Genomic DNA, 23,774 nt, shown 5'->3' with positions numbered 1-23,774 from the left:
CCAAATAGCGTAAAACCCTGAAACTGCGCCCCGCCTTTATTCTCTGATTACAAGCGGATATCGGAGTGTTATTGTATATCTGCCGGGCTTTATCTATGCCCGGCGTCTGCTCACGAGGAGTCTTTGCCGTGTCACCGTCCGTCGAAAAATTTTCTCTGGATAAGGAGCTTTCCTGGCTGTCTTTCAATGAAAGAGTCTTGCAGGAAGCGGCCGATCCTCTGGTTCCTCTGGTGGAACGGGTTCGCTTTCTGGGCATATTTTCCAACAACATGGATGAGTTCTTCCGGGTTAGGGTTGCTGCGGTGCGCCGCTCGATTCTGTTATCCAGCCTGCAGGAAGGTCGCAACTCCAGTCGCCATTTGATGGCCAAGATCCAGACCAAGGTCTTGATACTGCAAGAGCGTTTCGATGCCATTTACGGTGAGTTAATGCGGGAACTGGCAAGACACAGCATCTTTCTCATCAATGAGAAACAACTGAGCGACTTTCATAGCCAATGGCTGAAAAAGCACTTCAAGGATCAGCTCAAGCGCCACATCACTCCGCTTATCCTCAGTAACCGTTCCGAACTGTTCAAACAACTCAACGATGACACCACTTATCTGGCGGTGTGCCTCTACAGCCGGGAAAAACGTCAGTACGCCCTTGTGGAAGTGCCCACCAAGAATGTGCCACGTTTCATCCAACTGCCGGCAGAAACCTCAAAGCGACGCAAGCATTTGATCTTGCTCGATAACATAATAAGGCACTGTGTCGATGAGCTATTCGCCCCTTTCTTCGAATATGAAGAGATCGAAGTCTTCTCCATGAAGCTGACCCGCGACGCCGACTTCGATCTCACCGATGAGCTGGAACAGAGCCAACTGGAAAAGCTCACCAAGGGCCTGAAAAAGCGCCTCACTGCCGAGCCTGTGCGTCTGGTGTATGACAAAGAGATGCCGGAGCATATGCTGAGCATGCTTACGGCGCAGCTGAATATCTCCAATACCGAGTGCCTGATCCCCGGTGGCCGTTACCACAGCTTCAAGGACTTTATCGGCTTTCCCAATCCAGGGCGCAAATACCTGGAAAACGACAAGCTTCCGGCACTGGACTCGGCCGGATTCAGCGTCTATGCCAACAAGTTTGACGCCATTCGCCGCGGCGATATCATGCTTTATTACCCCTATCACAAGTTTTCCCACTTTACCGAGCTGGTGCGCCAGGCGGCCTATGATCCTGCCGTCAAGTTCATCAAAATCAGCCTCTATCGGGTCGCAAGAAAGTCCCATATCATCCAGTCGCTGATAGATGCGGTGAAGAACGGCAAACAGGTCACCACTGTGATTGAGCTCAGGGCCCGTTTCGATGAGCAGGCCAATATCGAGTGGAGTCGGGTGCTGGCCGAGGCTGGTGTCAAGGTACACCATGGGATCCCAAGTTTGAAGGTTCATGCCAAGATGTGCCTTATCGGCCGCGAAGAAGCCGGCGCCATTCGACTCTATGGCCATATTGGCTCAGGCAACTTCAACGAGGGCACGGCCAGGGTGTATACCGACCTTTCGCTGTTTACCGCCAATCAGGAAATTACCGCCGAGATAGAACAGGTATTTGAGTTGATTGAGCACCCCTACAGACGAGATAATTTCCAGCACCTGATAGTCTCTCCCTATGATGCGCGCCAGAAGCTGACCGGCCTTATCGAACAGGAGATCATCAATGCCCAAAGCGGCATCAAGGCCGCCATCACCCTCAAGCTCAATAATCTGGTGGATGAGGCGATGATCCAAAAGCTGTACGAGGCTTCCAGCGCCGGCGTCAAAATCCGTCTGCTTATTCGCGGCATGTGCGCGCTTATTCCCAATATTCCCGGGATCAGCAACAATATTGAGGTCTTCAGCATAGTGGACAGATTCCTCGAGCACTCGCGGGTAATGCTGTTTCACTCAGGCGGCGAAAACAAACTCTTTCTCTGCTCTGCCGACTGGATGGGACGTAATATCGATAACCGTATTGAAGTCAGCACTCCGGTTTATGATCCCGCTCTCAAACAGATGATCCTCGATACCCTGGCGCTGCAATTTGCCGACAACATCAAGGCGCGGGTGATCAACAAAGATCAATCCAACCCCTACCGTAAGCGGGGTAACAAGCGTAAGGTAAGATCCCAGATAGCCATACATCAGTATCTGGGCAACTACGAAAAACAGCGGCAACTGGATCTGACCCAACCCCAGGAACCGAAGTAATAGCAAAATGAGGACCACCTTGACTGCAACACCCAAGCATTTTGTCGCCGTGGATATGGGCTCCAATAGCTTTCATCTGGTGATAGCCCGCGAGCAGGATGGCAGCATTCAGATCCTGCATAAAGAGAAACGTCTGGTACAGTTGGCCGAGGGGCTAGATCGGGACAACAGGCTGGATAATGACGCCATAGCGCGCGGTCTCGCCTGCCTCAAGGATTTCAACCTCAGGTTTTCTACTCTGGATCAGGCCAGAGTCAGACTGGTGGCCACCCACACTCTGAGAGTTGCCCGTAACCGTGAGGCCTTTATCGAGGCCGCCAGGGCCATAATGCCCTACCCGGTCGAAGTGGTATCCGGCCATGAAGAGGCGCGCCTTATCTACAAGGGCATAGCCCACAGCCAGGAGCTGGCACAGCGCAACCTCATCATAGATATCGGTGGAGGCTCCACCGAAGTGGTGCTTGGCCAAAAGACTCAGGCACAGATACTCTCCAGCCTGCGCTGTGGCTGCGTCAGTTATAACCAGAAATACTTTGTCGACGGCAAGCTGACGCTGGAGAACTTTCGCGCCGCCCAGGCAGCGGCCGATAAACAGTTTGCCTCGCTGGCCAAGGAATATTTCAGCGGCCATTGGGACCTCACTCTCGGCAGCTCAGGCAGTGTCAAGGCCATCTGCGAAGCGATGCAGCACTTCTTCAACGATGAAACCATCACTCTGCCCAGGCTCAAGCAGTTAAAACAGCAGTTGCTCAGCTGGGGTCATGTGGAGCAGATTGAACTGCCGCAGGTGGACAGCAAACGTGCACCTTTGCTACCGGCTGGGCTGGCTATCTTGATCAGTTTCTTCAAGAGGCTGCCGGTCACCGAGTTGCAGTTTGCGCAAGGGGCACTGCGCGAAGGCGTACTTTACGAACTTGCCGGGATCAGCCAATTCGGTGATGTCAGCGGCCGCACCGTCCAAAGCATGGCCAAACTCTATCATGTGGACTTGAACCATGCCGCCAAGGTGGCCACTTCGGCCAAACAGCTGTTTGATGCCGTGGCCGACGGTTGGCAACTCGAGTCCTGGCGCGCCCTGCTGGAACATGCGGTGAAACTGCATGAGATAGGGATCCATATCAACTCCCGCGCTCACCACAAACACGGTGCCTACATCATAGCCAATAGCGACCTGCCCGGTTTCAGCCAAGAGCAGCAACAGCTGTTGGCACTGCTGATTGGCAACCAGCGCAAGAAACCCAACCTGGAGGCGCTGGCACAACTGGAGCCCGCTCAAAAATTACGCCTCATCCGCCTAATGGCGCTGCTGCGGCTCGCCGTACTGCTGAATCTCGGCCGTATCGCCCGCAGCTTGAAAATCACCCGGGTAAAACCCACGGCAACAGGGATGCAGATAAGCCTGCCCGAACCGCGTCAACGTATCAGCCTGTTTGCCAAAGACTTGCAGCGGGAGCAAAAGCAGCTCGCCCAGTTGGGCTTTGAGCTGCAGATAAGTTATGCCGATGTGTGACTAGGCTCTTCTTATATCCGTAACTGTGGTTAATTAATGGCTGTGATGCCCGCCTTCAAGCTGCTGCCCATCTGCCGAGTAGAAGCCTGAGCTGCCATGTTGAATAAAGCCCTGGGTGATCATCTTGGCAATAAAAGGGTCAGACTCACTGTCGCCCACATCGGCAAAGTCGAGATCCTGGAAACCTGAGGTAAGCCGCTTGAAACTCTCCTGGCTCACAGGCGTCAGTTTGCTGAGCCGATAAACAATACGCTGCTCACCTTGAGTGATGGTCATCTCGGCCGGCAGTTCCAGCTCACTTATCCAGCTCAGTTGCATAGACTGCGGCTCGTTAGCGGCGCTTTTGTTCGCGTGACTATGGTTTTCTTCATGACCCTTGCTCCTAAGGGAATAGCTCTGACGGGTGAAGCAGCTATCTTGCAGGCTTTGGCCCTTTTCAAATTGACTCAAGGCTGCAGGCGATATCAGATGAAACTGCCTATCGAGATCGGTGCGAATGTTCAGCGCCAAGAGATCGCCGCGGCGATAGCTGATAGAGCGTTTCTCCTGGGGGAAATAACGCACATACTCGCCATTTTTATGCCAAGCCTCATAGCTGACAGGGCTGCGTTGATAGATGATGGTATCGTCAAAGCGCGTCAGGATCAGTTGCTGCTGCCTGGCCTGCTCACCACTGCCAACAGTGATCTGATAGCTGGCTTGAAAACGGCCGGGTTTGGCGGCACAAACATTAGCATCATTGCCAATTGAGCCGCCCGCTTTGACATGGGCGTGCTCCTGGCTGCCTGGCTGGTTGCTGGCAGACTGGGTATTGGCCATGGCAAACTGCCCCAGCGAAGCTGTGAGCCCCAAAGCGAGTGAAAACGTGAGTGGGCGACAAAGAACGCGAGGGGCTGTGCAATGAGCTGTGCGAGGAGCGATATGAAGCGCTACGCGGGAAAAAAAGGGAAACGCTGGCTTGAATGTTACACGGGACATAATAAACCTACTGATATGACTCTAAAACAAAAGACTAAAACCAAAGAAGCAGCCTGGCACCCTGCCTGAAACTAAGGATAAGCAGGGGCATCAGGCTGCGAAACGCTAAACTTTATTGCGCCGCGGCGGCCTCGGCCTTTTTAACCAAATCACCGGCAAAGTTCATCACATGGAAGATGTGGTTCTGCTCAACCGTACCCTGAACCAGACTGGCACCCGGGCCGCGAGCGAAGATGGCCACATCTTCACCGGCATGGGTTTCACTTGCCAGCGGCACCAATGCTTCCTGATGGAACCCCACACTCTGGGTGTCTATGTAGTTCAGATCCACGCGTCCAGGCTCGGCGGCATAGTTGTATCGCTCATCGCCACCGGTCGCCAGCGAGCCAAAGCCCAGACCATTGGCATAACCAACAGTGGTATAAGGCATGCCGTTGGCATCGGTAGAGTTGGTGACCGACGGCTGACCGTTGGCGTCGTTACTCTTCACCAGACCCAGGATAGGATTACCTCGGGTCGGATAGCCGGCGATGGTGAACACATGGCTGTGGTCAGCAGTAACCATCAGCAAGGTGTCATTGGCCGAGGTCTTCTCCATGGCGATACGTACCGCCTCAGACAAGGCTATGGTGTCGTACAGAGCGCGGGCCGCATTACCGGCATGGTGAGCATGGTCGATACGACCGGCTTCAACGATCAGGACAAAGCCTTTGTCGTTCTTTTTCAGAATATCGATACTCTTGGCCGTCATCTCTGCCAGAGAAGGCTCGCCGGTAACACCGGTCTCGACTCTGTCGTAGTCATATTCCATGTGAGAGGAATTAAACAGCCCCAGCGCATGCTCTGTGGTGCCGGTATCCATCGCCAGGAAACTGTCGCGGTCGGTAACGTAACTGGCATTGGAGTACTGAGACAACCACTCGGCGGTCAGATCGCGACCATCGTTACGCTTACCCGCTTTGCCTTCTGGATCGATAGTGGTTTTGGGAATAAAGGCGCGGCGACCACCGCCCATAACCACATTGATCCCTTTGCCGTTATTGAAGTCCAGCATCTGGGCGGCAATGTCTTTACAGCCGTTGCTGACGGCTTCGGCCGGCAAGTTGCTGTCCGCTTCCCAGTCGCGATCCGGCACATGGGCATAAGTGGCAGCCGGGGTAGCGTGAGTGATACGTGCGGTCGAAACCACACCTGTAGCCATACCCGCCATGGCGGCCAGTTCCAGCGAAGTCACCAGGTTTTGACCCCTGGTGGAAGAACAAACGCCGCGCTCAACACCTTCAGCCTGTGAGATCACGCCAACGTCCGTCTTCACCCCGGTGACCATGGCCGTCATGGTGCCGGCCGAATCCGGGGTTTGACCATCGACATTATAAGTCTTGGCCAGGCCAAGATAAGGCAAAGTCTCAAAGGAAAGTGAGTTTTCCTCTCCGGTTTGCCCCTTGAGCTGACCATCGAGGATCCGCGCCGCTGTCACAGTTGAAACGCCCATGCCATCACCGACAAACAAGATGATGTTTTTCGCCGCACCCGCCTGGGTGTTATTGCTCATATTGGACGCCTTGGTGACGCGGTTTTGACCATCGACATACCATTGATTAACGGCGGTCCAGTCTTTTCCGTCACTGCCGTTGCTTCCATCTGTGCCCGGAGTGCCTGCGTTGCCGTCCTTGCCGTTGTCACCGTCACTTCCACAGGCCGCCAGGCCGAGAATCGCGGCCAAAGACAGTACCAGTAATTTCTTATTCATTTCCTTGCTCCCAATTAATACTTAGTACCGCCAAGCTCTTGGGCTTGATTGATAATGTGGAAAATCACGTTCTGCTCCATTACACCCTGCACCAGATTGGCGCCGGGGCCTGTGGCGTGCAGACTGATGTCTTCACCGGCGTGGGTTTCACTTCCCATAGGAATAAGAGCTTGTTGGATAAAGTCTTTGTCTTGAGTGTCCACTGAGGTTAGGTCGTCACGGTTCCCCACAACGGCGCCCGGGCCATTGGTGTAACCCAAGGTAGTGTATGGCTTACCGTCAAGGGCAGTAGAAAGGTTTCCGTCTACGCCGTGTACCAGACCAAGAATGGGGTTACCCCGCTTCGGATAACCTGCGATGGTGAACACGTGGCTGTGGTCGGCGGTGACCAGAATGAGCGTCTCTTCCGGGTTGGTGTTTTCTACCGCCGCCTTAACGGCGTTGGAGAGTTCCACCGCATCGGCCAGGGCGCGCTTGGCGTTACCGGCGTGGTGACCATGGTCGATACGACCCGACTCGACAATCAGCAGATAGCCCTTGTCGTTCTTCTGCAAAATCTCGATGGATTTCGCTGTCATCTGGGTCAATGAAGGTTCACCGCCCACATCATCGGCGCGGTCCGCTTCATATTCCATGTGGGAGGAGTTGAACAAGCCCAGCAGGTGATCTGTGGTGCCGGCATCTATGGCGTCAAACTCCGTGCTGTTCCACACATAGGCGGCGTTGTCCAGGTTGTCGACCCAAGCCTTGGTCAAGTCCAGGCCATCCTTACGTTGCCCTTTCTTGTTCTCGCCATCAGTCACGGTTTCAGGAATAAAGGCGCGGCGACCGCCGCCCAGGGCGACTGACAGGGCATTGTCTTTATCGCGCATCACCATCTGGTAGGCGATATCTTTACACTCGTTGGCTACCGCTTCGGCAGGCAGCTTGGCGTCAGATTCCCAGTCGCGCTCCGGGCTATGGGCATAGGTTGCTGCCGGGGTGGCGTGGGTGATACGTGCAGTGCTCACCACACCGGTAGATAAGCCTTTGGCATTGGCCAGATCCACCAGAGTCACCAGCTCATTACCTTTGGATGACAGGCAGTTGCCACGAAGGCTCTGTTCGGATACCGAAATCACCCCCGCTTTGGACTTTACCCCGGTCGCAATGGCCGTCATGGTGCCGGCACTGTCCGGTGTTTGCTGGTTGGTGTTATAGGTCTTGATCAATGCGGTATGATCAAACTTCTCAAAACTCAGGAAGTTCTCTTCACCGCCCTGGTTACCTGCTATCTGCTGTCCTTGGAAGATACGCGCGGCAGTCAAAGTGGAGATCCCCATGCCGTCACCGACAAACAAAATCACATTTTTGGCTTTTGCTTTTGATTCTAATGTAGCCTTGTCTGACACGCGCTGAGCGCTTTCCTTATACCAATGGCTGTCAGTTTGAACACTGGGTAACACGGCGCTGTTGGCCGCCATGCTTACCAGGCTGCAAGAGATCAACGCAGCTAATCTATTTTTCATCACTTTCATCATCCGTATTGGGTTGAAGTAAATTGGTCGCAAGTAAAGGTAGAGCGGCCTGATTGTCTAAGATCCAGATGACAGATTTGGTTAATCAAGATTGCAGTTATGTGAAGGTCTTTGTCTGGACGGCACAAATTAAAGAAAAAGCTGTTTTTTTTGGCCAAGAAACCTGAATGGGTATTGAGTGGGGAAAGGCTGCTGTTTGTTCCGGTATCGAAAAACCATAATGACTGGAGGCACCTAAATCATCTGCATATCAAAAAAGGAGCCAATGGGCTCCTTCGATGATTAGATTTCTTAGCGCTATCAGGACGTTTGCTTGGCCTGCTCTTTCTGACGCTGTTTTTGCTCGCGGCGCTTATGGATCACTTCTTTGACATCGGCGCCTATGTGGGCCTCACCGCGATGCTTGGCCAGTTGCATCTGTCGCTCACGCTCGATAAAGCGCCGGCGCTGCTTTTCATCCAGCTTATCTATGCAATGGGGACAGCTGACCCCCTGCTCGTAGGCCGGGCTCTGCTTATCGGCCTCGGTTATCGGCATCCGGCAGGCATTACACTGATCGTACTGACCTTTTTGCAGCTGGTGATCCACTGAAACCCGGTTATCGAAAACAAAGCACTCTCCCTGCCACAGACTCTGCTCTTCGGGCACATCTTCCAGATATTTGAGGATCCCGCCTTCGAGGTGATATACCTCATCAAAGCCTTGTTGCTTAAGGTAGGCAGTGGACTTTTCACAACGGATCCCGCCGGTGCAAAACATGGCTACTTTCTTGTGCTTGGCCGGATCCAACTGCTGCTTCACATATTCGGGAAACTCGCGGAAAGTCTCGGTCTCGGGATTGACGGCATTCTTGAAGGTACCAATTTGCACTTCATAGTCATTGCGGGTATCAACCAGCAGCACATCGGGATCGGAGATCAGCGCATTCCAGTCTTGAGGTTTGACATAGGTGCCGACCACTTCTCTGGGATCTATGCCTTCCACCCCCATGGTGACTATCTCTTTCTTGAGTTTGACCTTGGTGCGATAGAACGGCATCTCATCATCAAATGAGCGCTTAGAGACGATATTATCCAGGCCATTCTGGGCATCCAACCAGGCCATCAGAGTATTGATACCGTTTTCCGAGCCGGCCACAGTGCCATTAATGCCTTCGGCAGCCAGCAGCAAGGTGCCGCGAATACCATTGTCTTCCATGGTCTCGAGCAACGGCTGACGCAAAGCCTCATAATCCGGCAGGGAAACAAACTTATATAAAGCACATACAACTATTTTGGACATCATTACCTCAACTTCTGCTGGCTGGAACCTAATTTCCAGTGCATAACGGCGTCACCTTCTGAAACTTTTCTTAAGTGATTTGCCTCCCAAAATGGGGGCGCCATTCTATCCCAATCACAGTGGCGCAAATAGACAGCAAAAGTAGGGTTATTCGGCGATTCCTACAGCAGGCCGCCATATAGTAGCGGTTTAATCCTTTACATGCGGTTATGAACAGCAACCTTGCCTGCCACCCGAGTGATTCCTACAATGGCTGTTTTCATTGAATTCCAAGGGACTCTTGTGACTCAAGTAAGCAGTCAAACTATTCTGTACAGCTTTCGCCGCTGCCCCTATGCCATGCGCGCCAGACTGGGCTTAATTGCCGCCGACTACTCTGTTGTAGTGCGGGAAATTCTGCTGAAAAATAAGCCGCAGCAGATGCTGGAACTATCGCCCAAAGGCACTGTGCCTGTGATGCAACTCGCTGATGGAAGGGTACTGGACGAGAGCCTGGATATCCTTTTCTGGGCACTGGCACAAGCCGATCCCCACTCATTGCTGCCGCAAAATCCTGAGGAAGAAAACCTTATCTCAACCCTGATAGCGACCAATGACAGGGCATTCAAGCCCTTGCTGGACAGATACAAATACTTTGACCGTTACCCTGAGTTCAGCCAGCAAAGCTATTTCGAGCAAGCGCTCCTGTACTTGCTGCCACTGGAGCAGAGACTGGCTGAGGCTCAAGAACATCTCGGGCAGCAAAAGCTACAGGGGCAAAAAGAGCAACAACAGCAGGTCATGTTGCTCGGGCGTATGAGCGCAGCGGATCTCGCCATCTTCCCTTTTGTGCGCCAATTTGCCCATGTGGATAGAGCCAGGTTCAATGCAGCCCCCCTGCCCTGTCTTAATCAATGGCTGCAGGCCTGGCTCGAGCACCCTTGGTTTATCCGCGCCATGAAACCCAAACCATTGTGGCTGGAAAGCGGCGAGCAACAGCCGCTTTAGCGCCTGCCGAGTAATCCGGGCAGGCGTTTGCGTGCTGTCGGGATCCCGCCAGGTTTTAAAGGTGTGACGGTCTGGGAGCGCTGGTATCATCGCCGGCCAAACGCCGCACTTCGGGTGCCTGGCCTTCAGCGACCGCTTGTTTATAGTTTTGATGCATACGCACCGCCAAGGCCAAATCAGGCCTGATGATCAAACCATCCTCCGCCACATCTATACCGCTGGCTTCACACCAGCTGAGTAGTTGACGTTTACGGCCCGCCAGTACCAAACTGACGCCGCGGCGCTTCAACAGGTGCGCCAAATCGGCAATCATGGCCATCACACTGATATCCAGATGACTGAAACAAGCCACAGCATCGACTATCACACAGTCCACCGGCTCGGGCTGCTCTTTTAACCTGAGCAGCAGCTGGCGTTTGAAATAACCGGCGTTGAAATAGGTCAAGGGTGAGTTGAAACGGTAAATCATGATCCCCGGGATCGCCGTGGCCTTGTCACTGCGGTCGATACTGCGCAGCACCCCCTTGCGATCGACACCGAGCAGTTGCTCCGAGGGTTTCATCACTACCCGGATAAATTGGAATAAGCCCAGCAGCACCGCCAGGGTGATCCCCGGGATCACCCCGATAAAGAGCACGGCCAACAGGGTGATCAGCGCCAGGGTAAAGGCGCCGTTGTCACGCTTTCTCAGTTTCCAGATCCCCTTGATATCAATCAAAGAGAGTGATGCGATAACCAGCACCACCCCGAGCGCCGCCGAAGGGATATATTGCAGCGGCGCAGTCAGGAACAGGGCCACCAGGGCTATCAGCAGTGCCGCTATCACAGAAACCAGCTGCGATTTGCCACCATTGGCATCATTGACCGCGGTGCGCGAATCGGCGCCGCTGATAGCAAACCCCTGGGACAAACCCGAGGCGATATTGGCAAATCCAAGCGCGCGAAACTCCTTATCGGGATCTATGTCGTAGCCATTTTTGGCGGCAAAGCTGCGCGCCGTCAGCATCATCGAGACAAAGCTCACCATGGCAAGGTTCAGCGCCGGCATCACCAATTCACGACTCAGCCCCAAGTCAAATACCGGTGCCTGAAACTCCGGCAAACCGCCTTCAATAGTGCCGACCACCGCCAGTTGATACTGCTGCAAATCTAGCAGCCATACCAATAATCCGGCCACAGCTATCGCTACCATAGAAGCAGGCAATTGCGGCCGCAGACGCTTGACCAGCAGGAACACCAGTAAGGTGACCAGACTCATGCCCAATGTTGGCCAGTGAGTGCGCGACAGATACTCGGCGCCGCCAGCCAGGCGCTCCAGCAAATAGCGGGATTCGAAGCTAAAGCCAAAAATCTTCGAAAACTGGCCAACGATAATGGTTATCGCCACCCCGTTGAGCAGCCCCATCAAAATCGGCCGTGAGAGAAACTCGGCAAGCACCCCAAGCCGAAAGCGACTGGCCAGCAGGCACCAGGCGCCCGTCATCAGAGTCATGGTCATCACCAACTGCCAGTGCACCTTGGCATCGCCGGCGGCCAGTGGCGTCACCACAGCAGCAATCACGGCGCAGGTCGCGGCATCCGGACCCACTATCAGTTGCCTCGATGTACCAAACAAAGCATAAATCAACATAGGTAAAATACAGGAGTATAGCCCGGCAACGGCGCTGACCCCGGTAAGCTGGGCATAGGCGATAGCTACAGGCAAGGCCACCGCGGTTACCGACAAGGCGGCGCGCAGATCATCCCGCAACCATTCTTTTTGGTAATGCAGTAATCCTGCCAGCCCGGGAAGTAATTGAGTCAGCGACTCCCTGGTGTTCCATTGTGGAAAATTAACTCGCATATTCAGCACTCAACTCCGTCAATTTAAGCGCATTCTGTCCTGAGTGGATAATGTAGTGAGCTTATGCCAGGAAGTCATCCAGGGCGAAATAAAATATTCTCACTATTCACTTTTCCATCTTCCTTTGTCAGTAATGTAAAGAAACGACTCTGGGGGATTGGCTTATTGGCCGCCACGACTTAACATAAACCCCCAGCCCCTTTTCGTGGCACGAGTCACATTCCTGACCAAGCATCCAATGCTTTTTGGCCAATATAATGAGGTTAAATTGGATACCCAACCCCAGATAACCAGGCGCACGCCCCAAGGGCTGCATCTGGCCTTGCTTATTCCCATGCTGTCGGCCATCGTGGCGATAACGCCTTTGGCCATCGACATGTATCTGCCGGCCATGGCTACCATAGCCGAGAGTTTCCATTCCGATATCACGACAGTGCAGCAGTCTCTGAGCCTGTATCTGGCCGGGTATTCTCTGGGTATGCTTACCTTTGGGCCTTTGGCCGATCGCTTCGGCCGTCGTCCTTTGGTGATCATTGGCCTATCGGGATTTATGTTGGTCAGCCTGGGGTTGGCGCTGTCGCAAACGATAGAAATGTTTTTAAGCCTCAGATTTTTCCAGGCGTTTATCGGCGCCGCAGCTACCGTGGTGATCCCCGGCTATATCAAGGAGGTCTATGGTGACAATACGGCCAAGGGCATGTCCTATGTCAGCCTAATAATGATGCTGGCGCCGCTGCTGGCTCCATCCATAGGCAGCTTAATTTTGGAGCTGGGTGAATGGCATTTGATTTTCTTTATCCTAGCCTGCTATGCCCTGCTGCTGCTCATGCTGGTATTGCTGAAACTGCGTTTGCCATCGGATATGCAAGGCGCCGAGCGCAGCCGCAAGTCATTCTTTGGCGCCTATGCCACCGTCTTTACCCGGCCCGGGGTCAAGCTGCATATTGGCAGCGGCGTGCTGACTTCATTCGCCTTTTTCTGCTACCTGACAGCCTCGCCGTTTGTCTATATGTCGGTATTTAACTTGGATAAGTCTCTGTTTGCCATACTATTCAGTACCAACGTAGGCGCTTTGATGCTGGCCAATATTATCAACTCACGCATTGTTGGTCGCTATGGTTCAAGACGCATGTTGGTTGCCGCCACTATGCTCGGCAGTATTGCCGCTGCCGGGCTGTTACTGGTGAACCTGCTCGACTTGAGTTACCACTTTACTGTGGCCATGCTGATCCCCCTGATGGGATGCCTGGGGGTAATGTCGGTTAACGCCGACGCCATAGTACTGATGAAGTTTCAGCAGGAAACCGGCACAGCCACCGCGGTTATCGGCACCCTGAGGTTTGGCTTTGGTGCTCTGGCAGGACCGCTGCTGGCGCTGTTTTACACGGGGACTGCCGTGCCCTTTGCCGCGCTGATGCTGGCCTCTGTGCTACTGGTGGGTCTGTGCCAGTTCGCCGTCAGTCGCCGCCCTTTGCCCGAATGCCGCAGTACCGGCTCCTAAAATAAAGCTGGCGGTAAATCACGCTCAAGCGTTTGAAACCGCTTGAGCGCAAAACGCCGTTTGTCGATTTTCCGCACCCCCAAGAACCACAATTTTCAAAGATTGGGGTCATACACATAGAATCAGCAGCGCTTTATACTAAAGTCTAAAAATATCCTCAATTAATAATAAAACATAATTAATTCAATACATAACCAATTATATTTTCGCAATAACCTACCGCAATCAAGGCCGCTTTTCGGCGGCAAAAATGAAATTTATTCATGCTCATAAAAAAGCCGCTTCCAAGGGCTTGAAAACTTCTCTCTTTCCAATATGATGAAATTCTGTCCATTGGTGACAGAGACCCCTTCCCTACAGGGAGGTGAGCCCCCAGGGCCGGGTCGACAGCTGGCCGGAACTACCCTTCCGGCTTGGATTAGAGCGATAACCGTCGCTGTAAAAGTTACTGTTTACCGTAACGGTATCTTATCAAGGAGTACCAAATGGAGATGCTTTCAGGCGCCAGCATGATAGTGCGTTCGTTAATTGACGAAGGCGTAAAACATATATTCGGCTACCCAGGTGGCTCAGTTCTCGACATCTATGATGCCCTGCATCAAAAATCCGATATAGAACATATTCTTGTCCGCCATGAACAGGCGGCCGTGCACATGGCCGATGGTTACGCCAGAGCCACAGGCCAGGTCGGCGTGGTGTTGGTGACATCCGGCCCGGGAGCGACCAATGCCATTACCGGCATCGCCACCGCCTATATGGATTCAGTCCCTCTGGTGGTGCTTTCGGGCCAGGTGCCCAGTAACCTGATCGGCAATGACGCCTTTCAGGAGTGCGACATGATAGGGATCTCCCGCCCTGTGGTGAAACACAGCTTTTTGGTGACAGACCCCACCGAAATTCCCACCATTATCAAGAAAGCCTTCTATATTGCGGCCAGCGGCCGCCCCGGCCCTGTGGTAGTGGATCTCCCCAAAGACAGTCTCAACCCGGCGATACTGCACGAGTATCAATACCCGGAAGAGATTAAGATGCGCTCCTACAACCCGACGCTTTCGGGTCACAAGGGCCAGATCCGCCGGGGTTTGCAGGCCTTGATGGCCGCCAAAAAACCAGTGCTGTATGTGGGCGGCGGCGCCATTATCTCCGGCTGCCACCGGCAGCTGTTGACTCTGGCCGAACGACTGAAACTGCCTGTGGTCAATACGCTTATGGGGCTGGGCGCCTTTCCCGGATCTCATCACAACAACCTGGGCATGCTGGGGATGCACGGCCTGTATGAAGCCAATATGGCCATGCACAATTCAGATTTAATCTTCGGTATTGGGGTGAGGTTCGATGACAGAACCACCAATAATGTCGCCAAATATTGCCCGGATGCCACCATACTGCACATAGATATCGACCCTTCATCCATCTCCAAGACCATCAAGGTGGATATTCCGATTGTGGGCTCGGCCGATAAGGTGCTGAACGAGATGCTGCAATTACTGGATGAAGACAAGGTAACGCCTCAGGATGACGAGGCGCTGCAACACTGGTGGCAGCAAATTGCCTCCTGGCGCAGCCGCAACTGCCTCGACTATAAGCGCAATGCTGAACGGATCAAGCCCCAGCAAGTGATAGAAACCCTCTATCGCCTGACAAACGGTGATGCCTATGTGGCCTCCGATGTTGGCCAGCACCAGATGTTTGCCGCCCTCTATTATCCTTTCGACAAGCCGCGGCGCTGGATCAACTCAGGCGGCCTGGGCACCATGGGATTCGGCTTGCCGGCCGCCATGGGGGTCAAGATGGCGATGCCGGATGAAACCGTCGTGTGCGTCACCGGCGACGGCTCGATTCAGATGAATATTCAAGAGCTTTCCACCGCACTGCAATATGATGTGCCGGTGAAAATCATCAATCTCAACAACCGTTTCCTCGGGATGGTGAAACAGTGGCAGGACATGATCTACTCCGGCCGCCACTCCCATTCCTATATGGACTCAGTGCCTGATTTTGCCAAAATAGCCGAAGCCTACGGCCACGTTGGGATCAATATCGACCATGTGGATGAGCTGGAGAGCAAACTGGCACAAGCCCTGACCATGAAAGACAGGCTGGTGTTTGTGGATATCAGTGTCGATGAAACCGAACACGTCTACCCGATGCAAATTCGTGGTGGCGCTATGAATGAAATGTGGCTGAGCAAGACGGAGAAAAGCTGATGAGACGTCGAATCATATCTGTATTGATGGAAAACCAGCCCGGCGCCCTGTCAAGAGTTGTCGGTCTCTTTTCCCAACGTGGCTACAACATTGAAACCCTCACTGTGGCTCCCACCGATGATCCGACACTTTCCCGGCTCACAGTCGCAGTAGAGGCCGATGAGAGCATTCTGGAGCAGATAGAGAAGCAGCTGCACAAGCTTATCGATGTGCTCAAAGTATCCAACATCACAGAGTCCACCCATGTGGAACGGGAGCTTGCCTTGGTCAAGGTCAAGGCCAGCGGCGCATTGCGGGCAGAGGTAAAACGCACCGCCGATATCTTCCGCGGCCAAATTGTCGATGTAACCGCCAATCTCTATACAGTACAGATGGCGGGCACCAGCGATAAACTGGACGCCTTTATTGCCGCGCTGACCGAGGTCACCAAGGTAGTGGAAGTGTCCCGCTCCGGCGTGGTAGGCCTTGCCAGGGGTGAAAAAGCGATGCGAGCTTGAATCCGGGACTGAAGACCCTGCTGATACCGTTCACTTTACCGTGAGCGGTATTTTCAAACCGAATCAATACGGAATCTGAGTAGCATTAAGGTGAAACCGGCCATACAGGTACCATCTTACTGCCGTGCTCGGCGACAATCGCCATGATCCCCAGCTGCAACTCCTCGGCGACTTCCTGATAAACAGGTAAACTGGTGGTGCCGACATAGGCCAGTACATTCAACTCGAGTCCGGCGTTGCCGAAGCCCTTGAAGGTTACCCGCATCGGTGACTCATCCACCTTCTCATGCTGCTTTAGCAAGGCTTTGATGTCATTGATGATCGCCTGCAACTGTTTGGCATCAGTGCTGTAATCGAGACGGATATCTGTCTTAAAACGGATTTTCTCCCGCTCTGAAATATTCTCTATCTCCATTTCGGCCAACTTGGCGTTGGGCATATGAATGACAGAGCGATCCAGAGTTCTAATGCGGGTACAGCGTAGGCCTATCTCCTCCACTGTGCCGCGAACTCCGCCGAAATTGCCAATATTGCCAACCTTGATAGGCGCGGCCGAATAGAGAGTAATGGTGCCAATAAGGTTTTCTATCGACTGCTTCGAGGCCAAGGCGATTGCCAGCCCGCCAATGCCCATCCCGGCCAGTATAGTGCCGGCATTAAACCCCAGGTGCTCGAGCCATAATAAGGTCGCCAGGCTGAGCAGGGCCACCCGCAAAAAATTCCCAAGAGGACGCAACAAGGAGGCCGCCTGTTTGTTGCCTTTGGCTATCCAGCGCTCCCTAAGACTGCTCTGTGCCAGCCCCACCAGCGCCCATATCAACCAAACCGTGGCCAGAATAAAGAAAAAGCCTGTGTTGACTATCTCCTGCATCGCAGCGCTCAAGGTACTGTTGGCAAGCATGGCCCTATCGAGTGCCACAGCGGCAAAGAACCTGAGTGGGCCGCGAATAAAGGCGCCCAATTCAGCCTTGAGCGGGTGTGATGAACGTGAAAGTGGCCATTGCAGCAACCAGGTCAAAGGCACCACGAATAAGAATGCCAGCGCCAGATAGGCCAGCATCATGGCCCATTCCCAAAGATTCAGGGTAAACAGGCGTCCTTCAGGAATGTGCTCGATAAACCACTCCACCACAGGGCCATAGCCCAAGGCCTGGTAAAGTTTTGGGAGCTTGGCAACCGTGGCATTGGAAACCTTCCACAGACTGCCGTATTCAGAGCTCGGCACCCGCTGCAACAGGAGCTGATAGGCCTTTTTTTCGGCTTCCAAACGGGCAAACCCCTCCCGGTAAGCGGGCAGCTTGTCGTCGGTTTTACCCTCTGGGGTATCATCAAGCTCCTGAGGATTGAGCCAGAGATTACGCTCGATAATCGCCAGCAACTGCTTGGCATAGAGTGGCCCCTGCTCCGCAGTCATACCGGCGGGAAGAAAACGCAGATCCAGATACTCGGCCGCGGTTTGATAATCCCCTTCTCGGGCATAATGCATAAAGCCCTGCAGGGCACCTCTGGGGGTATCCCGGAGCAAGGGATCGCGGTACTCATAAGCCCCAGCAGCACTTTGCTCGCTTGACGTTTCCGGCTCAGGTTCGACCGCCGGGCACAACCCTGGCCAGAGCAAAAGAATAAATAATCCTATGCCAATCAACACTCTATTCATTAACGCACTCCTTGCCACTATAAGGTAAGGTACCAATCCATCCGGTGTAATCACTTCAAGTTGTGTTCAAGCCAAAGTGCGTCAGGGAACCATTGGCACCATCAGAAAAAAGAGTAGCAGAAACATGTAGTTCCGGATATGTCGGCCCAATATTTATACTGCTTGACTTGTAGTAAATTATCTATACAATAAGCTGAATTATTAAGGTATCCTCAGCTCGTCCCATCTCGCTCCAGGCCTCTTAAGTAAGTCCGTTCAGTTAATAATTCTTGAGTTTAATTGAAATGTCACACAGCTGTGGTGAACTCTGTGCTGCGGCGATGGTCTGATGTTCTACTGACACCCGAAGTGCCTTTATGCACTTCAGTCTATCGGGGGGCTTGATAAAGGGTGACAAACTGGGTACATTCAATAGTCAACCAACGCATCTTTCGCAATAAATGCTAAGGATTTTCTATAGTTAAGATTATATACGCCAATACCGGCGCTAACAGAAATAAGGAGTGTGGCCTATGTCATACAAAGTAAACGGACATGAAATCGCAGTAAGTTTTCCTGTAGATTCAATTTCCATCAACAAAAACTCAATCGCCTTTACCGACAGCAAAGGCAAGAAGAAGCAAACCTTCTCAAAGCGTACAGAAACCCTCAAGTTTATGAAGTGGTTGCTGAGCGCCAATAAGTAAGACTGTCGAAATACCCACTCGATACCCCTATCCTCTCACTGTATCGAGCGCTCAGGCAGATTGGACTGTTATCCAGCAGCAATCGGGTAAACATCACATTTGGTCAAGGCCTTTTCCCGTGATCCCGGGAAGCAGCCTGACCAAATGGCGATAAACAGTAAATCAAGCGCCAGATCATTATCCAAGCCTTCCACTTGAATTAAGCTGATGCTTAATAAACTCATCTGTCGGTGTTGTCTTGAATCAATCCATCACAGCCGCTAAAAGCAGCGCGACTAAACCCGGATCCATTAAACCGAATACCACGGAAGCGATGCGTTCATTGCTGGGCGAGATCCGGCGTTGTATTCCATTAAATTTGCCGGAAGCCAGCCTATGCGGTGGGAAATGCCTGGGTTGCTCCAAGAAAATGTTGGAGATGTTGGACACTGAGGTATGCTTTTGGGAGTCCCGTCTCGATGACGAGGTGCCTGGGCTTGCCGATCTCAAATCCTTGCAACGTTTGGCAGAGCGTACTCATAAGATCCTCAAGCGCAACCAGCTGATCTGAAGTCAAGGTTCCCACTCAACCGAATTTACGCCTGTATCTGGGAAGCATGGACTCATTACCAAGGAGCCCCCCCTGATGCAGATACAGTACCTGGCAGTCGCCCTCACGTTGCAAGAAGTCGAGCAACACTTGCCAGCCGAGCGGATCGTACAAAAGCTCAAAGCGGATACCGCTTTGCTCCAGCTCTTGCCAAAGTTGGTAAAACTCGGGGTAACACTTGCCAAAATGATACTTACGCTCAGGTGTAACAATAGTTGGATGCAATGCCTCATCGGGCGATAACTCAAGCAACTGGGTCTTGAGGTAACTGTCTCCGCCGACCACGGCGCAGGTCAGCACTTCAATATCAGCCTGTTGCTCACAAAAATACTTCTGTAGAAACAGTGCCGTTGTACCAGTTCCCGATGGCAGAAACAGCTTGAGGTTATGGGCAGCCTGTTGCTGCTGCCACTGTAAAATCTCGGCGCCCAACTGAGCCACGCCGTATTCGGCATAACTACAGCGGCCCCCTTCGGGAACGAACAGGCTGTGCTCGCACTCAGGTACAATATGCTGCCTGACAAAGTTCTCCAGGGTCATGCCGGTCATCAACTCGGCCTTGGGCGTATTCTTTACGGCAATCACCCGTGCGCCCAATTCCAACGCGGCGCGATAGTTACCCAGGGGGCGCTGCTGCAACCAGTCCGGCAGGTGATCCACATAAAAGTCCAGCTGCCAACCTTTGAGTTTGGCCAGCGCCGCCATAGAGTAGAGTGAGTTGGCCTGGGCCGAGCCATAACCTATCAGGCGCTTGATACCGGGAAAGTCATGGTCGAGGAAATAACGGAACTTGCGCGCCTTATTACCACTGAAACTGGGATGAAGTAGATCATCGCGCTTGATAAACAGCTGATGTCCCCGAAACTCAAAGGCTTGAACCGGGGTTTTATCCAGTTTGAAATCGGCTAAAGGCATGGCAGTGGCGATATATTTCAAGGCTAAGGTGTGCAAGGGATAGCTATTGTATGTGATTGCCGCCAAGGAGGACAGGGTTCAGGCCACAAATCCTCACAGGCACCAGTAGGCTTTATGCCAACCAAGTGATGGCTTGGTAGCTAATTCATTGCGGCTTCGCTCTATGATGATTATCGCCACTTATTGGTATAAATCACCAATCCCCGCCATCCGCCCAGGCTTAGAAATAGCAACAACCCATATTATTCAACAGGTTATAATTATGGCACGCTTCTGGCTATTAATCGAAATATCCCCAAGCTTTACAGTAAAACTGTGCGGCTGATCCGCCATTTAAAGGAGCACTCAATGGCTATTTTGCGTCTTATTTTTAATATTGCCTGGTTTATTCTTGGCGGCTTTGTCATGGGACTGGCCTGGTGGTTTGTCGGCTTGCTCTGTTTTATCAGTATCATAGGTATCCCATTCGGCCGCGCCTGTTTTGTCATAGGTGAACTGGCATTCTGGCCCTTCGGTCAGGAGCATATCAACCGCGACAGGCTCTCTGGCCGCGAAGACTTGGGCACCGGCGCCCTGGGTATGGTCGGCAACATCACCTGGTTCCTGCTGTTCGGAATTTGGTTGGCGATAGGCCACCTGACCCACGCCCTGGCCTGCTTTGTCACCATCATAGGCATACCTTTTGGCATTCAGCATCTGAAGCTGGCCTTGCTTTCTTTAACGCCCATAGGCAAGACAGTGGTCGCCTCCCACTAATCACAAAGCCCAGGTCGGATATCTGACTCGATTTTGACCTGGGCTCAAACTTCCCCAAGCAAGTCTAAGGCATTTGTCGACTCAAACGCTGCACCAACTCCAGCAATAACTCAGGCCTATCCAACGCCACATCATGACCGCAGCGGCAAAAAGGAATCGGCTTTTGTCGATATTTGGCCGCCAGGCGAACGCTGCACTTGGGCGAAACCAGGCGATCATCACAGCCATAAACAATGACTGCCGGCACCCGCAAGTTAGCCGGGGAGCGAAAGCGTGCCGAGGCAACAATTTGTCGCAGGCCATTGGCGAGTGTGGTTTTGGCCTCAAGCGCCAGTTGGCTCCAGTGACGGCACAGAGACTTATCTTTGGCATGGGCAAGACTGGTAAGCGCAAGAATCGTCGCCTCGCGCCATTGAATGCCCTCACCTTTGACTCTGGAGCACAAGGCTCGCAGCAGGGCTTGCAGCCGAAATCTCTGATACCAAGGCGAAAGATCGGCGGCGCTGCTGTTGAGCAATAAAAGCCCCTCAATCTGAAACTCCTTTTGGCGGCCATCTTCAGCGTCATTTTTCCCGGCTATTTCCATGGCCACCATGGCGCCCATGGAAATAGCCAATATTCGGCATTTAGCCACCTTGCGCCGCAGCAGTTCATCTGCAACAAAGTCTGCATAATCCTGAATATCCCAGGGGCTGATATCCGCCACCCTATCGCCATTTCCAGGCAGATCGATGAGCTCCACCCGAAACCCCGCCGCCAGCAGATTATCGGCAAAGGCTTGCCAATGACGTTTATCGCGCATCAGGCCACGGATCAGCACCCAGGTTTGCTGCTCAGTCATGACTTGGTTTCTCCGCCGCTTGTGGATACCAAAAGTTTCGTGCCTGATAGTCCAGGTGATGTCGATGAAGTTCAGGCAGTTGTTCCAGTACCTGAGCATACCCCACATCGAGCAAGAACTGCATCAGGGTAAAGTGACGCCGTAAAATACGCTGCAGCCTGTGCTGCTTTTGAGGGTTGAAATAACCGGAGAAGCGCAGCAATTGCCTGGGATTCTTTTTAACCCAGGCCCAGGAGCCCATTTCCAGCGTTAAAGGAAGGAAAGGCACTTGGGGGTTACAACTGACCAAATAATCCCAAATATCGCCGTGGGTGCGATAGAAGCGGCTTTGAGGCGCAATATGATAATGACAATGATGGGGGTAGCTCATTTCGAACAACTGCTTTAGATGATACACCTCCCCCAAGCGGGCAAAAGGCGTGTCCTTACAGGCAAAGGGAAACCAGATATGATCCACCAGGCCAAAACCTGAGTGAGCATCGAGCACAATCAAGCTGCTGCCGCGGGCCATAAGATCATTACTGTAGTCAATAATCGCCCGGGTCTCGGCTTCCAGCTGATTGCTGCGGCCCCGATACCAGGGAAGATGGCGGGAAAGCCGTTGACCGCCGACCATAAAAGTCACTGAGCCGCGGGCATCTATGGGAGCATTGCGCATCAAATCGACCCCATTGCCATTGGCGCGAGTTCCCCGGATAAGGCCGATGGGATTCAACACAGGTACAAACGCCAGCCGTATCTGAGTTAACATCAACTGCAGATGTTTATCCCAACTGCAGCGGGTCAACAGGCTGCCAAGAAGCGCCAGTATCACCTGGCTGCCGATGCGCTCTATCCCGTGAACGCCGCCGACGAACAGCACAGTGGGCACCCCGGCGTTTGGGTTCCCCAGCTCCAGCGCCCGCACATCGTGCGTCTTCCCGGCAAAGCCGACTTGGGCCAAAGACCTGGCATTCAAGTGTTGCTGGTATTTATGCTCCAGCTCGGCAAGCAGTTCAAGCTCATAGGCACTTTCTGTCACAGACACGTCCATCTGGGGTAAAGTGCTCAATTTAGCCGCTTTGGATGACAACTCAATGATACTTTAAGTGTTGCTCCAATATGCTCTTGGCATCGATACGGGCCAGCCCCTGGTCGAAAATATCCCGCCAGCGTTGTCCCTCTTCGGAATTTCGAAAAGCTACCAGCAAGCCCTTGCTGGCCAGCAATTGCCGATTCAGTTTAAGCTTGCCCTCCAACTCCTCCATCCCCTGTTGCCGCAGCAGGTAACGATAGACATTGGCATCGATCACCACGGCATCAATTCTGGCGGCCGCCAATTTGCGAAGGTTTTGTTCATCGGAATTGGCCAGCTCGAAGGGTTGCCGGCCTGAGTCCATGGCCCGATCCAGACTTTCGGTATTAACATAATCCTTGACCACCCCGAGATTGTAACGCTGCAAGTCCTGCAACTGTTGCCAGCTCACGGGCCGCTGGGATTGCTCCACCAAGGCCAATTGACTAAAGCCTAATGGCTTGGAAAAGATAAACTTATCACTTTGGTGATAATACTCGGGGAAATAACCAAGATAGGGTGAACCAGGCATGCCTGCCAACTTCACTGCCCGGCTCCAGGGGTAAAAATTAATTTTGAGTTCATGGCCCATGGCGGCCAGTGCCGCCTTGACCACGGCAACACAGGCTCCCTGTTGTTGCAACATCTGACCTGTGTAGGGGGGCCAATTAAGCGAGCTCAATTGCAGGGTATCGGCGCGCACAGAAGAGCTGCCACTATAAAGTAGCAACAACAAGAGGACGTGCAGCGCAGAACGGCCGAAAAAGGTAATAGCTGTTTTTGCCATAATGTCACTCCATATGCCAAGGCCAACCCCATAAGCATTCCGGAAGTTAACAGAGTATAGCTTGTCGATGTCTGGCAGCGACCAGTCTCAATCAGCGCCGGACACAAAAAATACAGCTTACCGCACACTTTAAACCAAAGTGTGACGAGAGATGAAAATGTGAAAAAGTTCGATTTGGGTAAGATAGCTA

19 protein-coding genes are annotated in these 23,774 nt (G+C 52.9%); 9 read left to right on the top strand and 10 right to left on the bottom strand.

The annotated features are described in order from the left end of the window. The first annotated feature begins 95 nt into the window (after positions 1-95). The gene (gene ppk1, locus AYI96_RS01340; protein WP_409928935.1) at positions 96-2,228 is read left to right on the top strand and encodes a polyphosphate kinase 1; all 2,133 of its coding nucleotides are present in this window, start codon (positions 96-98) and stop codon (positions 2,226-2,228) included. A 19-nt stretch (positions 2,229-2,247) separates the two neighbouring features. Next, positions 2,248-3,738, top strand: a complete 1,491-nt coding sequence (ppx, locus tag AYI96_RS01335) for an exopolyphosphatase (RefSeq protein WP_260852926.1) — start codon at positions 2,248-2,250, stop codon at positions 3,736-3,738. Positions 3,739-3,771: 33 nt separating this feature from the next. Here ppx and AYI96_RS01330 read toward each other — a convergent pair whose 3' ends face one another. The 4 genes from AYI96_RS01330 to AYI96_RS01315 all read right to left on the bottom strand — a co-directional run bounded on the left by AYI96_RS01330 (position 3,772) and on the right by AYI96_RS01315 (position 9,264). Further along, on the bottom strand, positions 3,772-4,557 hold the full coding sequence (locus AYI96_RS01330) for a hypothetical protein (RefSeq protein ID WP_186299986.1): 786 nt from the start codon (positions 4,555-4,557) through the stop codon (positions 3,772-3,774). A 271-nt stretch (positions 4,558-4,828) separates the two neighbouring features. Beyond that, a complete protein-coding gene (locus AYI96_RS01325; protein WP_144360838.1) occupies positions 4,829-6,466 on the bottom strand; it encodes an alkaline phosphatase in 1,638 nt (545 codons plus the stop codon). Between the two features lie 14 nt (positions 6,467-6,480). Continuing rightward, entirely contained in the window at positions 6,481-7,983 is a 1,503-nt protein-coding gene (locus tag AYI96_RS01320) for an alkaline phosphatase (RefSeq protein ID WP_071475843.1), read from the bottom strand. Between the two features lie 300 nt (positions 7,984-8,283). Then, complete coding sequence (locus AYI96_RS01315; RefSeq protein WP_144360866.1) at positions 8,284-9,264, bottom strand: rhodanese-related sulfurtransferase; 981 nt, start codon at positions 9,262-9,264, stop codon at positions 8,284-8,286. A 282-nt stretch (positions 9,265-9,546) separates the two neighbouring features. Between AYI96_RS01315 and AYI96_RS01310 the strand changes: the two genes are divergently transcribed. Then, a complete protein-coding gene (locus tag AYI96_RS01310) occupies positions 9,547-10,251 on the top strand; it encodes a glutathione S-transferase (protein WP_226683985.1) in 705 nt (234 codons plus the stop codon). 55 nt (positions 10,252-10,306) lie between these two features. Here AYI96_RS01310 and AYI96_RS01305 read toward each other — a convergent pair whose 3' ends face one another. After that, on the bottom strand, positions 10,307-12,094 hold the full coding sequence (locus AYI96_RS01305; RefSeq protein WP_144360837.1) for a SulP family inorganic anion transporter: 1,788 nt from the start codon (positions 12,092-12,094) through the stop codon (positions 10,307-10,309). 334 nt (positions 12,095-12,428) lie between these two features. On the opposite strand from AYI96_RS01305, the gene AYI96_RS01300 reads away from it, so the two are divergent. The 3 genes from AYI96_RS01300 (at position 12,429) to ilvN (ending at position 16,299) form a co-directional block, all read left to right on the top strand. Then, positions 12,429-13,595 (top strand): multidrug effflux MFS transporter, encoded by a 1,167-nt coding sequence (locus tag AYI96_RS01300; protein ID WP_177192585.1) that lies wholly within the window; start codon positions 12,429-12,431, stop codon positions 13,593-13,595. Positions 13,596-14,080: 485 nt separating this feature from the next. Beyond that, positions 14,081-15,802: an acetolactate synthase 3 large subunit gene (locus tag AYI96_RS01295; protein WP_144360836.1), complete on the top strand. Its 1,722-nt coding sequence runs from the start codon at positions 14,081-14,083 to the stop codon at positions 15,800-15,802. Further along, on the top strand, positions 15,802-16,299 hold the full coding sequence (gene ilvN / locus AYI96_RS01290; protein ID WP_039033365.1) for an acetolactate synthase small subunit: 498 nt from the start codon (positions 15,802-15,804) through the stop codon (positions 16,297-16,299). Before AYI96_RS01295 ends, ilvN begins: the two co-directional genes overlap by 1 nt. 85 nt (positions 16,300-16,384) lie before the next feature. Here ilvN and AYI96_RS01285 read toward each other — a convergent pair whose 3' ends face one another. Then, complete coding sequence (locus tag AYI96_RS01285) at positions 16,385-17,956, bottom strand: mechanosensitive ion channel family protein (protein WP_144360835.1); 1,572 nt, start codon at positions 17,954-17,956, stop codon at positions 16,385-16,387. 512 nt (positions 17,957-18,468) lie between these two features. Here AYI96_RS01285 and AYI96_RS01280 point away from each other — a divergent pair. Both AYI96_RS01280 and AYI96_RS01275 read left to right on the top strand, forming a co-directional pair. Beyond that, the gene (locus AYI96_RS01280) at positions 18,469-18,642 is read left to right on the top strand and encodes a hypothetical protein (protein WP_100145745.1); all 174 of its coding nucleotides are present in this window, start codon (positions 18,469-18,471) and stop codon (positions 18,640-18,642) included. A gap of 313 nt (positions 18,643-18,955) precedes the next feature. Further along, positions 18,956-19,192 carry a hypothetical protein gene (locus tag AYI96_RS01275; RefSeq protein ID WP_039033367.1) on the top strand — a complete coding sequence of 79 codons (237 nt, stop codon included), beginning with the start codon at positions 18,956-18,958 and terminating at the stop codon, positions 19,190-19,192. A 15-nt stretch (positions 19,193-19,207) separates the two neighbouring features. Here the strand turns inward: AYI96_RS01275 and AYI96_RS01270 are convergent, their stop codons facing one another. Next, complete coding sequence (locus tag AYI96_RS01270; protein ID WP_039033457.1) at positions 19,208-20,146, bottom strand: pyridoxal-phosphate dependent enzyme; 939 nt, start codon at positions 20,144-20,146, stop codon at positions 19,208-19,210. 348 nt (positions 20,147-20,494) lie between these two features. Here AYI96_RS01270 and AYI96_RS01265 point away from each other — a divergent pair, with 348 nt between their 5' ends. Further along, positions 20,495-20,902 (top strand): YccF domain-containing protein, encoded by a 408-nt coding sequence (locus AYI96_RS01265; protein WP_144360834.1) that lies wholly within the window; start codon positions 20,495-20,497, stop codon positions 20,900-20,902. A gap of 64 nt (positions 20,903-20,966) precedes the next feature. On the opposite strand, the gene AYI96_RS01260 is transcribed toward AYI96_RS01265, so the two are convergent. From AYI96_RS01260 to AYI96_RS01250, 3 genes are read right to left on the bottom strand one after another with little or no spacing between them, the layout of a single operon-like run. Next, positions 20,967-21,743 carry an alpha/beta fold hydrolase gene (locus AYI96_RS01260; protein WP_186299984.1) on the bottom strand — a complete coding sequence of 259 codons (777 nt, stop codon included), beginning with the start codon at positions 21,741-21,743 and terminating at the stop codon, positions 20,967-20,969. Further along, positions 21,736-22,764, bottom strand: coding sequence for a M14 family zinc carboxypeptidase (locus AYI96_RS01255; protein ID WP_409928934.1), 1,029 nt, complete (start codon positions 22,762-22,764; stop codon positions 21,736-21,738). The genes AYI96_RS01260 and AYI96_RS01255 overlap by 8 nt, the downstream gene beginning before the upstream one ends. 52 nt (positions 22,765-22,816) lie before the next feature. Next, positions 22,817-23,584 (bottom strand): substrate-binding periplasmic protein, encoded by a 768-nt coding sequence (locus AYI96_RS01250; RefSeq protein ID WP_144360832.1) that lies wholly within the window; start codon positions 23,582-23,584, stop codon positions 22,817-22,819. Between the last annotated feature and the right edge of the window lie 190 nt (positions 23,585-23,774).

The sequence above is a fragment of the Shewanella sp. MSW genome (assembly GCF_007636515.1).
Classification (GTDB): domain Bacteria; phylum Pseudomonadota; class Gammaproteobacteria; order Enterobacterales; family Shewanellaceae; genus Shewanella; species Shewanella indica.
Note: the sequence above shows the minus strand (reverse complement) of the source record. Positions and strands in the feature narration are given on the sequence as shown.

Bases quoted from the DNA above. Each gene is read 5' to 3' on its own strand.
- AYI96_RS01250 (WP_144360832.1), bottom strand. From the start codon at position 23,584: ATGGCAAAAACAGCTATTACCTTTTTCGGCCGTTCTGCGCTGCACGTC.
- AYI96_RS01330 (WP_186299986.1), bottom strand. From the start codon at position 4,557: ATGGCCAATACCCAGTCTGCCAGCAACCAGCCAGGCAGCCAGGAGCAC.
- AYI96_RS01260 (WP_186299984.1), bottom strand. From the start codon at position 21,743: ATGACTGAGCAGCAAACCTGGGTGCTGATCCGTGGCCTGATGCGCGAT.
- ilvN (WP_039033365.1), top strand. From the start codon at position 15,802: ATGAGACGTCGAATCATATCTGTATTGATGGAAAACCAGCCCGGCGCC.
- AYI96_RS01300 (WP_177192585.1), top strand. From the start codon at position 12,429: ATGCTGTCGGCCATCGTGGCGATAACGCCTTTGGCCATCGACATGTAT.
- ppk1 (WP_409928935.1), top strand. From the start codon at position 96: ATGCCCGGCGTCTGCTCACGAGGAGTCTTTGCCGTGTCACCGTCCGTC.
- AYI96_RS01275 (WP_039033367.1), top strand. From the start codon at position 18,956: ATGCGTTCATTGCTGGGCGAGATCCGGCGTTGTATTCCATTAAATTTG.
- AYI96_RS01285 (WP_144360835.1), bottom strand. From the start codon at position 17,956: ATGAATAGAGTGTTGATTGGCATAGGATTATTTATTCTTTTGCTCTGG.
- AYI96_RS01270 (WP_039033457.1), bottom strand. From the start codon at position 20,146: ATGCCTTTAGCCGATTTCAAACTGGATAAAACCCCGGTTCAAGCCTTT.
- AYI96_RS01315 (WP_144360866.1), bottom strand. From the start codon at position 9,264: ATGTCCAAAATAGTTGTATGTGCTTTATATAAGTTTGTTTCCCTGCCG.
- AYI96_RS01305 (WP_144360837.1), bottom strand. From the start codon at position 12,094: ATGCGAGTTAATTTTCCACAATGGAACACCAGGGAGTCGCTGACTCAA.
- AYI96_RS01295 (WP_144360836.1), top strand. From the start codon at position 14,081: ATGGAGATGCTTTCAGGCGCCAGCATGATAGTGCGTTCGTTAATTGAC.
- AYI96_RS01280 (WP_100145745.1), top strand. From the start codon at position 18,469: ATGTCATACAAAGTAAACGGACATGAAATCGCAGTAAGTTTTCCTGTA.
- AYI96_RS01265 (WP_144360834.1), top strand. From the start codon at position 20,495: ATGGCTATTTTGCGTCTTATTTTTAATATTGCCTGGTTTATTCTTGGC.
- AYI96_RS01320 (WP_071475843.1), bottom strand. From the start codon at position 7,983: ATGAAAGTGATGAAAAATAGATTAGCTGCGTTGATCTCTTGCAGCCTG.
- AYI96_RS01325 (WP_144360838.1), bottom strand. From the start codon at position 6,466: ATGAATAAGAAATTACTGGTACTGTCTTTGGCCGCGATTCTCGGCCTG.